Below are 12,509 nucleotides of genomic sequence, written 5' to 3'. Positions count from 1 at the left end.
GTGTGGCGCGAAAGATTCGTGCCATCACGGTAAATTTTAAGTCACTGGTAGTTAACACATTCCTGGGGGATAAATGAGCGCGGGAAGCCCTAAATTCACCATCAGCCGTGTTGCGGCATTATCACTGGTTTCGCTCTGGCTGGCAGGTTGTACAAGTTCTAACAACGCGCCTGCGCCCGTCAGTTCCGTCGGCGGAAACAGCGGCTCCGGTAACACGTCCAGCGGAATGTTAATCACGCCGCCACCTAAAATGGGAACGGCTGCGCCGCAGAAAACGCCACAAATTCAGCCTGTGCAACATCCTGTTACACAGCCAATGCAGGTTCAGCCAGTTGAACAACCTGTTCAGACCCAAAATGGCCGCATAGTCTATAACCGCCAGTATGGGAACATTCCGAAAGGCAGCTACACCGGTGGCAGCACCTATACCGTGAAACGCGGCGATACGCTGTTCTACATTGCGTGGATCACCGGGAACGATTTCCGTGACCTCGCGCAGCGCAATAACGTCCAGGCCCCATACGGTCTGGAAGTCGGGCAAACGCTCCAGGTGGGTAACGCGACGGGCACGCCGCTGACCCCTGGCAACACCGTTTCAGCGGCCGATGTGACGGCGCAGAATAACAGCGTTAAGCCTGCACAAAAATCCACCACGGTGGTTGCTTCACAACCTGTAATTACGTATTCTGAGGATTCAGGTGATCAGACTGCTAACAAAATGTTGCCGAATAATAAAGGGACTGCGACTGCTGTCACAGCACCGGTTACGGCACCTGTGGTTAGCTCTACTGAACCGACTGCCAGCAGTATGACCTCCAGTTCGCCGATTTCTGCGTGGCGCTGGCCAACTGACGGCAAGGTTATCGAAAACTTCTCTTCCTCCGAAGGGGGAAATAAAGGGATCGATATCGCAGGGAGTAAAGGACAGGCTATCATCGCGACCGCAGACGGACGCGTTGTGTATGCCGGTAACGCTCTGCGCGGTTACGGTAATCTTATTATCATCAAACATAACGATGATTACCTGAGTGCCTACGCCCATAACGACACAATGCTGGTCCGGGAACAACAAGAAGTTAAGGCGGGGCAAAAAATCGCTACCATGGGTAGCACCGGAACCAGTTCTACACGCTTGCATTTTGAAATTCGTTACAAGGGGAAATCCGTAAACCCGCTGCAGTACTTGCCGCAGCGATAATTTGACGGGGCATGCCAGCCAGGGTGTCTCGTTCAGGGATCACGGGTAGGAGCCACCTTATGAGTCAGAATACGCTGAAAGTTCATGATTTAAATGAAGACGCGGAATTTGATGAGAACGGAGTAGAGGCTTTTGACGAAAAAGCCTTAGTAGAAGAGGAACCCAGTGATAACGATTTGGCTGAAGAAGAGCTGTTATCGCAGGGTGCCACACAGCGTGTACTGGACGCGACTCAGCTTTACCTTGGGGAGATTGGTTACTCCCCACTGCTAACGGCCGAAGAAGAAGTCTATTTCGCACGTCGTGCTTTGCGTGGTGATGTCGCCTCGCGTCGTCGCATGATTGAAAGTAACCTGCGACTGGTCGTGAAAATTGCCCGCCGTTACGGCAATCGTGGTCTGGCTCTGCTGGATCTGATTGAAGAGGGCAACCTGGGTCTCATCCGCGCAGTTGAGAAGTTTGACCCGGAACGCGGGTTCCGTTTCTCAACCTACGCGACCTGGTGGATTCGTCAGACCATCGAACGGGCTATTATGAACCAGACCCGTACGATCCGCCTGCCGATCCACATCGTCAAAGAGTTGAACGTTTATCTGCGCACCGCGCGCGAGTTGTCCCATAAACTGGACCACGAGCCAAGCGCAGAAGAAATTGCCGAACAACTCGATAAACCGGTTGATGACGTAAGCCGTATGCTGCGTCTCAACGAGCGCATTACCTCCGTTGACACCCCGCTGGGTGGCGACTCCGAAAAAGCGCTGCTGGACATCCTGGCCGATGAAAAAGACAACGGCCCGGAAGACACCACGCAGGACGATGACATGAAACAGAGCATCGTCAAATGGCTGTTCGAACTGAACGCCAAACAGCGTGAAGTGCTGGCACGTCGTTTCGGTTTACTGGGGTATGAAGCTGCGACACTGGAAGACGTCGGCCGCGAAATTGGCCTGACCCGTGAACGTGTTCGTCAGATTCAGGTTGAAGGTCTGCGCCGCCTGCGTGAAATCCTGCAGGGGCAAGGTCTGAATATCGAAGCGCTGTTCCGCGAATAAGCTACCTTTCGTCAAAAAGGCCCGTCGTGAGACGGGCCTTTTTCTTTTGTGTTACGGTTGCGTCGCCGTCTCGTGCAGCAGACGCCACACTATCCGATCGCCTTCCTGGTTGAGCACTGCGGTTGACCAGCGCACGTTAACGGGCTGGTCCGGCCGGGTTTGCGTCTCCCGGTAATGGAGTACCGCGCCGTGAGGCCACGCCTGGCGCGTAGTTAATTCATCAATGACGATCTTCAGTCCGGGACGGCTTCCGCGCTGTTTTTCCAGAAAGCTGACAAGGCCGTCATAGTCGATATGAACGCCGCCCGGCGGGATCATCAGAAAATCGGGACGAAAACGGGCGTGCAGGGCGTCGGAATCACCTTCACCTTTGCCTAACCAGTCTTCAAGCGCAATGTGGAGGTCGATAATGTCGTGTTCGAAAGGCGTCATGAATTCTCCTGTCGCAGCTGGGTGAGCACCTGCGAATTGTTAAGACGAAAAACATACAGTACAGGCAGCAAGGTCATGCCTGCTGCAAAAATAAACATCCCGTGCCAGGCGGCGAGCGGTGGCAGCCACGCCTGAGCCAGGTTCAGCACTTGGGCAAGCAGCAGGGCACCGGCAAAAAAGCTCAGCTGACGATTGAGATTCCACAGCGCGCTGGCATCGGGCATCTCTTCCCGGCGCGTTGTCAGAAACGCGCTGCTCTGAGCCGTACTGCTGCACAGGCTTCCTCCCGCGCCCATCAGGGTAAACGCAACGGCAGGCAGCAGCGTAGCCGAACTGATGTTAATCAATAGCAGGATACCCGTGGCCTGCAACAGGCAGCCGATGACGATCAGCGGCCGGGGACCGATACGGTTAAAATAACGTCCCGTTGCCGTGATGGCGATAAACGATGCCACGGACCACGGCAGCATGAGCATCCCCGTTGCGGCTGGGCTCATGTTCGCCACGTGCTGAAGATAAAACATGCCCGTGACGTTCACCCCAATAAATACGCCAGGAACGCATAAATAGACAAGCATGGAAAAACGTAAAAGCGGGTCCGTGAGCAAGGGCAGGTTTAGCAGTCTGGCCGCTTTCATCGTGGGTTTTTCGTGTTTAAGCCACAGACAGGCCAGAACAAAGGTCACGATAGCGACCGGTAGCGTGGCGAAAAATATCCATCGCCAGCCCAGCGTCTGCACCAGCACGCCGCCGACAGCCGGGGAGCAGGCCGGGGCAAGCAGCGCGACCAGCATCACCGCCGAGGAGAGTCTGGCACGCTCGTGAGGCTTATACTGTTGCCAGGTCAGCGCCTGTCCAACGGGGATCAGTAAGCCTCCTCCCACGCCCTGGATCATTCGCCAGGCGATCAGACTTTCAAGCGTTGCAGACAGGCCCGCCGCTGCGGAGGCTGCGCTGAACAGAAAAAGCGAGAGCAGGATGACGCGCTTGGGCCCGATGCGGCGCGTGAGCACGCTGCTAAACGGGATCACCAGCGTCAGGCCGGCAATGTACCCGTTACTAACCCAGGTAAGGGCCGAAGGCGTGGCGTTAAAGGCGTGAGCCATTGCCGGGAACGCGACGCTGGCAATGAACATGTTGATCAAATCAAGAAAAAAGCCCAGCAGATAAACAACGGCGACTTTGCTGCGATACGTCATGGTGGATCCTCCGGTGAGGTGGCGTATCGTATCGGCTCGGTAATCACGGATAAACCTGACAAAGCGCGATATACTGTCAAAAATATTTTGACAGTAAAGGGCGTGATGATGATTAACCTGCAGCGGACGCAGATGTTTGTCGCGGTGGCCGACACCGGCAGTTTTACGGCGGCCGCCGAGGCGATGGGGCTGACAAAAGCGGTCGTTAGCTTCAATATTCGCCAGCTTGAAGATGAGCTGGGCGTTACGCTGCTGCTGCGCTCCACCCGTCGACTGACGTTAACCGAGGCGGGCGCGCTTTTTCATCAGCGCAGCGTGGCGCTTCTGAAGGACGCCGAACGGCTGCAGGAAGATGTCCGCGCGAACCATGCGGGGCTTACTGGCGAACTGCGGATCACCACTACGCCCGAGTATGGCTCCCGGGTGGTGGTGCCGCTGCTGGCCAGGTTTAGCCAGCAGCACCCGGATCTTCGCGTACGACATGCTTCGTCGTCCCTGCACGCCGACCTTATCTCGGAGCGCTTTGACGTGGCCATCCGGCTGGGAACGCTTGCCGATTCGCGCAACCACGCCGCGCTGATTTCGCACTTTTCTATTCTCCCTGTGGCGACGCCCGGGTGGCTCGTTAACCATCCGATAGAAACGCTTGCGCAGCTGGCGCAAGCCGACTGGATCATCCACGAGCGCCTGGCCTCGCCGCTGCGCTGGCAGGTGAGAGATGCCAGCGGTGCGCCTGAAATACTGGAGATAAAACAAGCGCCGCGCCTGTTTGCCGACAGCGCTCAGGCCCTTATGGCTTTTGCGCTCGCAGGCGGTGGGGTGGCGTTACTGCCGGAATGGCTGGTACGCGGTGCGCTTGATGCGGGAAAACTGGCCCCGGTATTACCGGAATATACCTTTGCGCGGCAGGGTATCTATGCGGTGTATCCTGATGCCCGGCATGTGTCAGCGAAAGTGCGCACCTTTATCGATTTTATGCGCACCAGCGTGAATTAATCGTGCATCATCTTTTTGATGAGCGCCGAGAACTGCTCCCGTTCGGCCTTGCTTAGACGGCCTAAAAAGGCCTCATCAACTTCATTGCCTACCGGCTTGCAGTCTGCAAGCAGGGCTTCCCCTTCTGGCGTCAGGAAGACAAAGCGACGGCGCTTATCCGCAGGGTCGTGCTCGCGTTTGACCAGACCACGCGCCTCCATGCGGCTGAGCATCTCCGCCAGGGTCGCTTTCGTGCTGACCGCGACTTCAGTCAATGCCACCTGTTCAATGCCTGGATGCTCGGCAATGGAGCGCATCACCGCATACTGTGGCTTGGTCAGTTCCGGCAAGGCATGTTGCCACTGCGCGGTATGCTGTTGAAAAAGCTGACGTAACAGGTGGAACGCCTCTTGTCTTAGTTCCATGAACACTCCGACGGAAAAAATCTCCCCCTATGATAGCCGCTATTGCTCTCAATTTTAACGCGGCATTTTTTAGCCATTCGTGTGATCGTATGCGAACGATCTTGTCAGCAAAACAATCCTGGAGTAGCTTATTTATAATGTTCGTGTACGAACAAATTATTGAGGTGATGAATGAGATTGATAGTAGGAATGACGGGAGCAACGGGCGCGCCGCTGGGTGTGGCTTTATTGCAGGCACTGCGTGACATGCCGGAGGTGGAAACCCATCTGGTGATGTCTAAGTGGGCAAAAACCACCATTGAGCTGGAAACGCCTTACACCGCGCAGGACGTCGCTGCGCTGGCTGACGTTGTCCACAGCCCGGCTGACCAGGCCGCCACTATCTCTTCCGGCTCGTTTCGCACCGACGGCATGATCGTCATTCCCTGCAGCATGAAAACGCTGGCGGGTATCCGCGCGGGTTACGCCGAAGGGCTGGTGGGACGTGCGGCGGATGTGGTGTTGAAAGAGGGGCGCAAGCTGGTGCTGGTTCCCCGTGAAACGCCGCTCAGCACCATTCATCTTGAGAACATGCTTGCGCTCTCCCGCATGGGCGTGGCGATGGTGCCGCCTATGCCTGCGTATTACAACCACCCTCAGACCGCAGATGACATTACCCAGCATATTGTGACCCGCGTGCTCGACCAGTTCGGTCTGGAGCATAAAAAGGCGCGACGCTGGAACGGGCTGCGGGAGGCGAAACATTTTTCACAGGAGAATAAAGATGGCATTTGATGATTTGAGAAGCTTCCTCCAGGCGCTCGATGAGCAAGGGCAACTGCTGAAAATTGAGGAAGAGGTAAACGCTGAGCCCGATCTGGCAGCGGCAGCCAACGCGACCGGCCGCATTGGCGACGGCGCGCCCGCGCTGTGGTTCGACAACATTCGTGGCTTTACCGATGCCCGCGTGGTGATGAACACCATCGGCTCCTGGCAGAACCACGCCATTTCGATGGGGCTGCCGGCGAACACTCCGGTAAAAAAACAGATCGACGAGTTTATCCGCCGCTGGGATAAATTCCCCGTCACACCGGAGCGCCGCGCTAACCCGGCCTGGGCGCAGAATACGGTGGACGGTGAAGACATCAACCTGTTCGATATTCTACCGCTGTTCCGTCTGAACGACGGTGACGGGGGCTTTTATCTCGATAAAGCGTGTGTCGTCTCGCGCGATCCGCTTGACCCGGATCACTTCGGCAAGCAAAACGTCGGGATCTACCGCATGGAAGTGAAGGGCAAGCGCAAGCTCGGCCTGCAGCCGGTACCGATGCACGATATCGCTCTGCATCTGCACAAAGCGGAAGAGCGCGGCGAAGACCTGCCGATTGCGATTACCCTCGGCAACGACCCGATCATCACCCTGATGGGCGCCACGCCGCTGAAATACGATCAGTCCGAGTATGAAATGGCCGGCGCGCTGCGTGAAAGCCCGTACCCTATTGCCACCGCGCCGCTGACCGGCTTCGACGTGCCGTGGGGTTCTGAAGTGATCCTGGAAGGGGTGATTGAGGGCCGCAAGCGTGAAATCGAAGGGCCTTTCGGCGAGTTTACCGGGCACTACTCCGGTGGCCGTAACATGACGGTTGTCCGTATCGACAAAGTCTCTTACCGCACCAAACCGATTTTCGAATCCCTTTACCTTGGCATGCCGTGGACCGAGATCGACTATCTGATGGGACCGGCTACCTGCGTGCCGCTCTACCAGCAGCTGAAAGCAGAATTCCCGGAAGTGCAGGCGGTTAACGCGATGTACACCCACGGTCTGCTGGCGATTATCTCCACCAAAAAACGTTACGGCGGTTTTGCCCGCGCGGTCGGCTTGCGCGCCATGACCACGCCGCACGGTCTGGGCTACGTGAAGATGGTGATCGTGGTGGATGAGGATGTCGATCCGTTCAACCTCCCGCAGGTGATGTGGGCGCTGTCATCGAAAGTGAATCCTGCAGGGGATTTGGTGCAACTGCCGAACATGTCGGTGCTGGAACTGGATCCTGGATCCAGCCCGGCGGGCATTACCGACAAACTGATTATCGATGCCACTACGCCTGTCGCACCGGACACCCGTGGCCACTATAGCCAGCCGGTACAGGATCTCCCAGAAACCAAAGCCTGGGCCGAAAAACTGACCGCGATGCTGGCAGCACGCCAATAAGGAGGAAAAGATGATTTGTCCACGTTGTGCCGATGAGCATATTGAAGTGATGGCGACGTCGCCGGTAAAAGGGGTCTGGACCGTTTACCAGTGCCAGCATTGTTTGTATACCTGGCGCGACACTGAACCGTTGCGTCGTACCAGCCGTGAGCATTATCCGGAAGCGTTCCGCATGACGCAGAAGGATATTGATGAGGCGCCTCAGGTGCCGACGATCCCGCCGCTGTTGTAAAAAAAGCCCGGTGGCGCTGCGCTTACCGGGCGATAACATCGTGCGGTCTGTTTTGCCGGGTGGCGGCTTCGCCTTACCCGGCCTACAAAACCCGTAGGCCCGGTAAGCGCAGCGCCACCGGGCAAAAGACCGCAGAGAACTAAACCAGACTCTTCAAACGATAAATCCACTCCAGCGCCTGACGTGGCGTCAGTGAATCCGGATCGAGGTTTTCCAGCGCTTCCACGGCAGGCGATGTCTCTTCCGCCGGTACCAGCAGCGACATCTGCGTACCATCAATCTGCGTCGCCGCCGCATTCGGTGAGAGGCTTTCCAGTTCACGCAGTTTCTGACGCGCGCGCTTGATCACCTCTTTCGGTACACCTGCCAGCGCCGCGACGGCCAGGCCATAGCTCTTGCTCGCCGCGCCATCCTGCACCGTGTGCATGAAGGCAATGGTATCGCCGTGCTCCAGCGCATCCAGATGAACGTTCGCAACCCCTTCCATTTTCTCCGGCAGCTGCGTCAGCTCGAAGTAGTGGGTAGCGAACAGCGTCATGGCCTTGATTTTATTCGCGAGGCTTTCCGCACAGGCCCATGCCAGTGACAAACCGTCATAGGTTGACGTTCCGCGTCCGACTTCGTCCATCAGCACCAGGCTGTGCTCCGTCGCGTTATGCAGAATGTTTGCCGTTTCGGTCATCTCGACCATGAAGGTAGAGCGACCGCTCGCCAGATCGTCCGCTGCCCCGACGCGGGTAAAAATGCGGTCGATGGGGCCAATCTCCACGTTTTGCGCCGGGACGTAGCTGCCGATATAGGCAAGCAGGGCAATCAGCGCCGTCTGACGCATATAGGTACTCTTACCGCCCATGTTCGGACCGGTAATGATCAGCATTCTTCTCTGCGGTGACAGGCTCAGCGGGTTGGCGATGAACGGTTCATTCAGCACCTGCTCTACCACAGGGTGACGACCTTCAGTGATACGAATGCCAGGCTTGTCGGTAAAGGTCGGGCAGGTGTAGTTCAGCGTTTCCGCGCGTTCTGCCAGGTTCACCAGCACGTCCAGTTCCGCCAGCGCGCTGGCGCTCAGCTGCAGGTCGGCCAGGTGCGGCATCAGCATGTCGAACAGCTCGTCATAAAGCTGTTTTTCCAGCGCCAGCGCTTTACCCTTCGAGGTAAGGACTTTATCTTCGTACTCTTTCAGTTCAGGAATGATGTAGCGTTCGGCGTTTTTCAACGTCTGGCGACGCACGTAGTGAATCGGCGCCAAATGGCTCTGCCCGCGGCTGATCTGAATATAGTAGCCGTGTACCGCGTTATAACCCACTTTCAGGGTGTCGAGCCCGAGACGTTCGCGTTCGCGGATTTCCAGCTTGTCGAGGTAGTCCGTCGCACCGTCGGCCAGCGCGCGCCATTCGTCCAGTTCCTCGTTGTAGCCAGGGGCAATCACGCCGCCATCACGCACCAGAACCGGAGGCGCATCGATAATGGCGCGCTCCAGCAGTTCGCGTAGCTCGGTAAATTCGCCCATGGTTTCGCGGAGTTTCTGTACCGGCGCGCTGTCAACGTCGCTCAGCTGTGCACGGAGTTCCGGTAACTGCTGGAAAGCATGACGCATCCGCGCGAGGTCGCGCGGTCGTGCCGTGCGCAGCGCCAGACGAGCCAGGATACGCTCCAGATCGCCCACCTGGCGCAGGACAGGCTGCAGCTCGGTATAGCGATCCTGCAGGGCGGCAATCGTCTGCTGACGGCAAACCAGCGTAGCGGTATCGCGAATCGGCATATGCAGCCAGCGTTTCAGCATGCGGCTGCCCATTGGCGTTACCGTACTGTCGAGGACCGACGCGAGCGTGTTTTCTACGCCGCCCGCCAGGTTCTGCGTGATCTCCAGATTACGGCGCGTGGCGGCATCCATGATGATGCTGTCCTGCTGGCGCTCCATGGTGATAGAGCGGATATGCGGCAGGGAGGTGCGCTGGGTATCTTTCACGTACTGCAGGAGACACCCTGCCGCACACAGCCCGCGCGGGGCATTTTCAACGCCAAAGCCAATCAGGTCGCGGGTGCCAAACTGCAGATTCAGCTGCTGGCGGGCGGTATCAATTTCGAATTCCCACAGCGGACGACGACGCAACCCACGACGGCCTTCAATCAGCGCCATTTCGGCGAAATCTTCGGCATAGAGCAATTCTGCCGGGTTGGTACGCTGCAGTTCGGCTGCCATCGTTTCACGGTCAGCCGGTTCACTCAGACGAAAACGTCCGGAGCTGATATCCAGCGTCGCGTAGCCATACCCTTTACCGTCCTGCCACAGCGCTGCCAGCAGGTTATCCTGGCGCTCCTGTAACAGGGCTTCATCACTGATGGTGCCAGGCGTGACGATGCGCACGACTTTGCGTTCCACCGGGCCTTTTGAGGTCGCCGGATCGCCGATCTGTTCGCAGATAGCGACGGACTCACCCTGATTCACCAGTTTCGCCAGGTAGTTTTCTACCGCGTGGTGCGGGATACCTGCCATCGGGATGGGTTCACCTGCCGATGCGCCACGTTTGGTCAACGAGATGTCGAGCAGCTGCGATGCACGCTTAGCATCGTCATAAAACAGCTCGTAAAAATCACCCATACGGTAAAACAGCAGGATTTCCGGATGCTGTGCCTTCAGCTTCAGATACTGCTGCATCATCGGCGTATGTGCGTCGAAATTGTCGATTGTGCTCATGGAGTTATGATGTCCATTTCTTTGAATATAAACCGTTTTGATCGGCTCAGTGGCCGTTTGTTCCTTCTATTGTCGCATGAAAAAAAGGTCCGGCGCAGAAAAATGTCGTGGCTTTACGAGCCGTCTTCCGACATTAATTCAATGATAATTTTTCCATGCTCCACGCCCACTCTGACTCTGGAATGGGTCGTAAACCCCGCCTTTTCAAGCCAGTCACCTTTTAAGCTCAGCGCCGCATGTACGCTGTAACGCTTTGGTATCTTGGTATTGCGGTCTTCATGGCGCTTTCTAAAATATCCCACTTTTAAATGGCGATAGGGTTTGCCGATCGCGAGCTCTTGCATAGGGTCTCCAGACAACACGGACAAAGGTCATTTCTGATGCCTGTATAAAATACCAGTAATTATCGGTCGGTGCAGGGTGAAAACTGGAATCAGGCTTCAGGAAACGAAATGCAACCGCTGAAATACAGTACTTAAAAGTGTATTATTAATGCACTTTATTATTCGGTAGGCCGTTATGTCCGGTAAACGCATCTCACGAGAAAAAGAGACCATCGCGAAAATGATCGCGTTGTATGAAAAGCAGTGTCCGCAGGCATCTCAGGAGGAAGGGCATTATCAGGCGCTCAACGCGTATGCCGATAAGCGCCTGGATAAGTGCGTTTTCGGTGAGGACAAGCCTGCCTGCAAGCAGTGTCCGGTACACTGCTACCAGCCTGCCAGACGTGAAGAGATGAAGCAGGTTATGCGCTGGGCAGGTCCGCGTATGTTATGGCGTCATCCTATCCTGACCGTTCGTCATCTGATTGATGATCGTCGTCCCGTACCGGAACTGCCGGAGAAGTGCCGTCCGAAAAAGTGATCGGTTCAGCGTCTCAGCGGGCGGCAAATCACGTTCAGGGCCAGCGCGCTGCAGAGTGGGAAAAGGGCCAGCAGCAGCCAGGGATACATTGCCTGCGTTGAGGGCACCAGCGCGCGATCCAGCAGGCTGCCAAACAACAGATTTCCTGCCAGTACCGCAATGCCTCCTGCGGTGGCGAGAGCGCCGTAGTGCGCGCCAAGCGTGGACTCCTCCGCAAACCGAGGGATCAGATCTTTAGCCGATGGCACCAGCAGCATCTGTCCCAGCGTCAACAGCGTCACAAAGCAGACTGAGGGCAGTAAGCGCAGCCAGCCTTCCGGCGGCGTCATCGGGGCAAATATCGCCACGCTCGCAAAGGCGGAGGAGAGCAGCAAAAAACCTACCGGCAGGAGCCTCACCGCGCCCACGCGCCGGGCGAAACGCGCCAGCGGCAGCTGTAATGCAACGATCAGCAACGAGGCCAGCATAAAAAGCGGGCCGAGATCTTTCTCGTTACCGCCAGAGCGTTGGATCTCCACCGGCAGCGCCAGATAGAGCTGGTTATAGCTTAACAGCCACGAGCTGTAGGCAATGATAAAGGCGACAAAGCGCGGCTGGCGGAACGTCGTCCACCAGGGAACGAGCTTCAGCGTCCGGGGGGCGTGGCGTGACGCGGGCAGGCAAAAGTAGAGAACCACCAGCGCAACGATAAAGACCCCTGCGCCCGCCAGCGCCACCTGGCGAAAGCCCAGGCCGGTGAGCAGGGCGCCGGCAACCGGGCCCAGTACCGCACCGAGTTCCCCGCAGACCGCAAATAGCGCGAACCACTCCGCCCGACTTCGTTTTCCTTTCGCCTCGCTGTGCGTGCCCGCTTTCGCCAGCAATGCCTCAATAGACGGAGAAAACAGCGCGCCGCCCACGCCTGTCAGACACGCGCCCAGAATAATCGGCCACAGCGAGCCTCCAAACGCCAGCAGCAGATAGCCCGCAACGCGAATCATGCACCCGCTCAGGATAACGACTTTCGCGCCAAACCTGTCCGAGAGCGCACCACCGACGATAAACATCCCCTGCTGAGAGAACGTGCGCAGGCCGAGGATCAGCCCGATCAGCCCGCCGGAGAGCAGCATATCGTCGCGCAGGAATATCGCCAGGAAGGGGACAACGGCGTAAAAGCCAATGTTAAAAACAAACTGGCTACCCAGTAAGACGGGCGGCCAGAGCGTGGTGGCAGGGCGAAGGGGCATCGTTTTTCACTCGC

At 57.1% G+C, this 12,509-nt stretch carries 13 protein-coding genes; 7 read left to right on the top strand and 6 right to left on the bottom strand.

Features of this window, described 5'->3' with window-relative positions:
- Positions 1-73 precede the first annotated feature (73 nt).
- Complete coding sequence (nlpD, locus tag OTG14_RS18060; RefSeq protein ID WP_061714543.1) at positions 74-1,198, top strand: murein hydrolase activator NlpD; 1,125 nt, start codon at positions 74-76, stop codon at positions 1,196-1,198.
- 59 nt (positions 1,199-1,257) lie between these two features.
- Entirely contained in the window at positions 1,258-2,250 is a 993-nt protein-coding gene (rpoS, locus tag OTG14_RS18055; RefSeq protein ID WP_008499600.1) for an RNA polymerase sigma factor RpoS, read from the top strand.
- A 51-nt stretch (positions 2,251-2,301) separates the two neighbouring features.
- Here the strand turns inward: rpoS and OTG14_RS18050 are convergent, their stop codons facing one another.
- Both OTG14_RS18050 and OTG14_RS18045 read right to left on the bottom strand, forming a co-directional pair.
- Complete coding sequence (locus tag OTG14_RS18050) at positions 2,302-2,682, bottom strand: DUF4440 domain-containing protein (protein WP_024909252.1); 381 nt, start codon at positions 2,680-2,682, stop codon at positions 2,302-2,304.
- Entirely contained in the window at positions 2,679-3,881 is a 1,203-nt protein-coding gene (locus OTG14_RS18045; protein ID WP_267215554.1) for an MFS transporter, read from the bottom strand. The genes OTG14_RS18050 and OTG14_RS18045 overlap by 4 nt, the downstream gene beginning before the upstream one ends.
- Before the next feature lie 108 nt (positions 3,882-3,989).
- Here OTG14_RS18045 and OTG14_RS18040 point away from each other — a divergent pair, with 108 nt between their 5' ends.
- Positions 3,990-4,877 (top strand): LysR family transcriptional regulator, encoded by an 888-nt coding sequence (locus OTG14_RS18040; protein WP_267215563.1) that lies wholly within the window; start codon positions 3,990-3,992, stop codon positions 4,875-4,877.
- Here OTG14_RS18040 and OTG14_RS18035 read toward each other — a convergent pair.
- Entirely contained in the window at positions 4,874-5,281 is a 408-nt protein-coding gene (locus OTG14_RS18035) for a MarR family winged helix-turn-helix transcriptional regulator (protein ID WP_024909249.1), read from the bottom strand. The two genes, OTG14_RS18040 and OTG14_RS18035, sit on opposite strands and share 4 nt — an antisense overlap.
- 171 nt (positions 5,282-5,452) lie before the next feature.
- Between OTG14_RS18035 and OTG14_RS18030 the strand changes: the two genes are divergently transcribed.
- Genes OTG14_RS18030 through OTG14_RS18020 form a run of 3 tightly spaced genes read left to right on the top strand, consistent with a single transcriptional unit; the run spans position 5,453 to position 7,704 of the window.
- On the top strand, positions 5,453-6,055 hold the full coding sequence (locus OTG14_RS18030) for a non-oxidative hydroxyarylic acid decarboxylases subunit B (protein ID WP_024909248.1): 603 nt from the start codon (positions 5,453-5,455) through the stop codon (positions 6,053-6,055).
- Positions 6,045-7,472 carry a non-oxidative hydroxyarylic acid decarboxylases subunit C gene (locus OTG14_RS18025; protein WP_024909247.1) on the top strand — a complete coding sequence of 476 codons (1,428 nt, stop codon included), beginning with the start codon at positions 6,045-6,047 and terminating at the stop codon, positions 7,470-7,472. Before OTG14_RS18030 ends, OTG14_RS18025 begins: the two co-directional genes overlap by 11 nt.
- A gap of 10 nt (positions 7,473-7,482) precedes the next feature.
- Positions 7,483-7,704, top strand: a complete 222-nt coding sequence (locus OTG14_RS18020) for a non-oxidative hydroxyarylic acid decarboxylases subunit D (protein WP_003862116.1) — start codon at positions 7,483-7,485, stop codon at positions 7,702-7,704.
- A gap of 139 nt (positions 7,705-7,843) precedes the next feature.
- Here OTG14_RS18020 and mutS read toward each other — a convergent pair whose 3' ends face one another.
- Both mutS and OTG14_RS18010 read right to left on the bottom strand, forming a co-directional pair.
- Entirely contained in the window at positions 7,844-10,405 is a 2,562-nt protein-coding gene (gene mutS / locus OTG14_RS18015) for a DNA mismatch repair protein MutS (protein ID WP_024909246.1), read from the bottom strand.
- Positions 10,406-10,518: 113 nt separating this feature from the next.
- Complete coding sequence (locus OTG14_RS18010) at positions 10,519-10,749, bottom strand: SymE family type I addiction module toxin (RefSeq protein WP_024909245.1); 231 nt, start codon at positions 10,747-10,749, stop codon at positions 10,519-10,521.
- A 175-nt stretch (positions 10,750-10,924) separates the two neighbouring features.
- Between OTG14_RS18010 and OTG14_RS18005 the strand changes: the two genes are divergently transcribed.
- Complete coding sequence (locus OTG14_RS18005) at positions 10,925-11,269, top strand: nitrous oxide-stimulated promoter family protein (protein WP_267215553.1); 345 nt, start codon at positions 10,925-10,927, stop codon at positions 11,267-11,269.
- Positions 11,270-11,274: 5 nt separating this feature from the next.
- On the opposite strand, the gene OTG14_RS18000 is transcribed toward OTG14_RS18005, so the two are convergent.
- Positions 11,275-12,495, bottom strand: a complete 1,221-nt coding sequence (locus OTG14_RS18000) for an MDR family MFS transporter (RefSeq protein WP_048993022.1) — start codon at positions 12,493-12,495, stop codon at positions 11,275-11,277.
- Between the last annotated feature and the right edge of the window lie 14 nt (positions 12,496-12,509).

The organism is Enterobacter pseudoroggenkampii (assembly GCF_026420145.1).
Lineage (GTDB): Bacteria > Pseudomonadota > Gammaproteobacteria > Enterobacterales > Enterobacteriaceae > Enterobacter > Enterobacter pseudoroggenkampii.
Note: the sequence above shows the minus strand (reverse complement) of the source record. Positions and strands in the feature narration are given on the sequence as shown.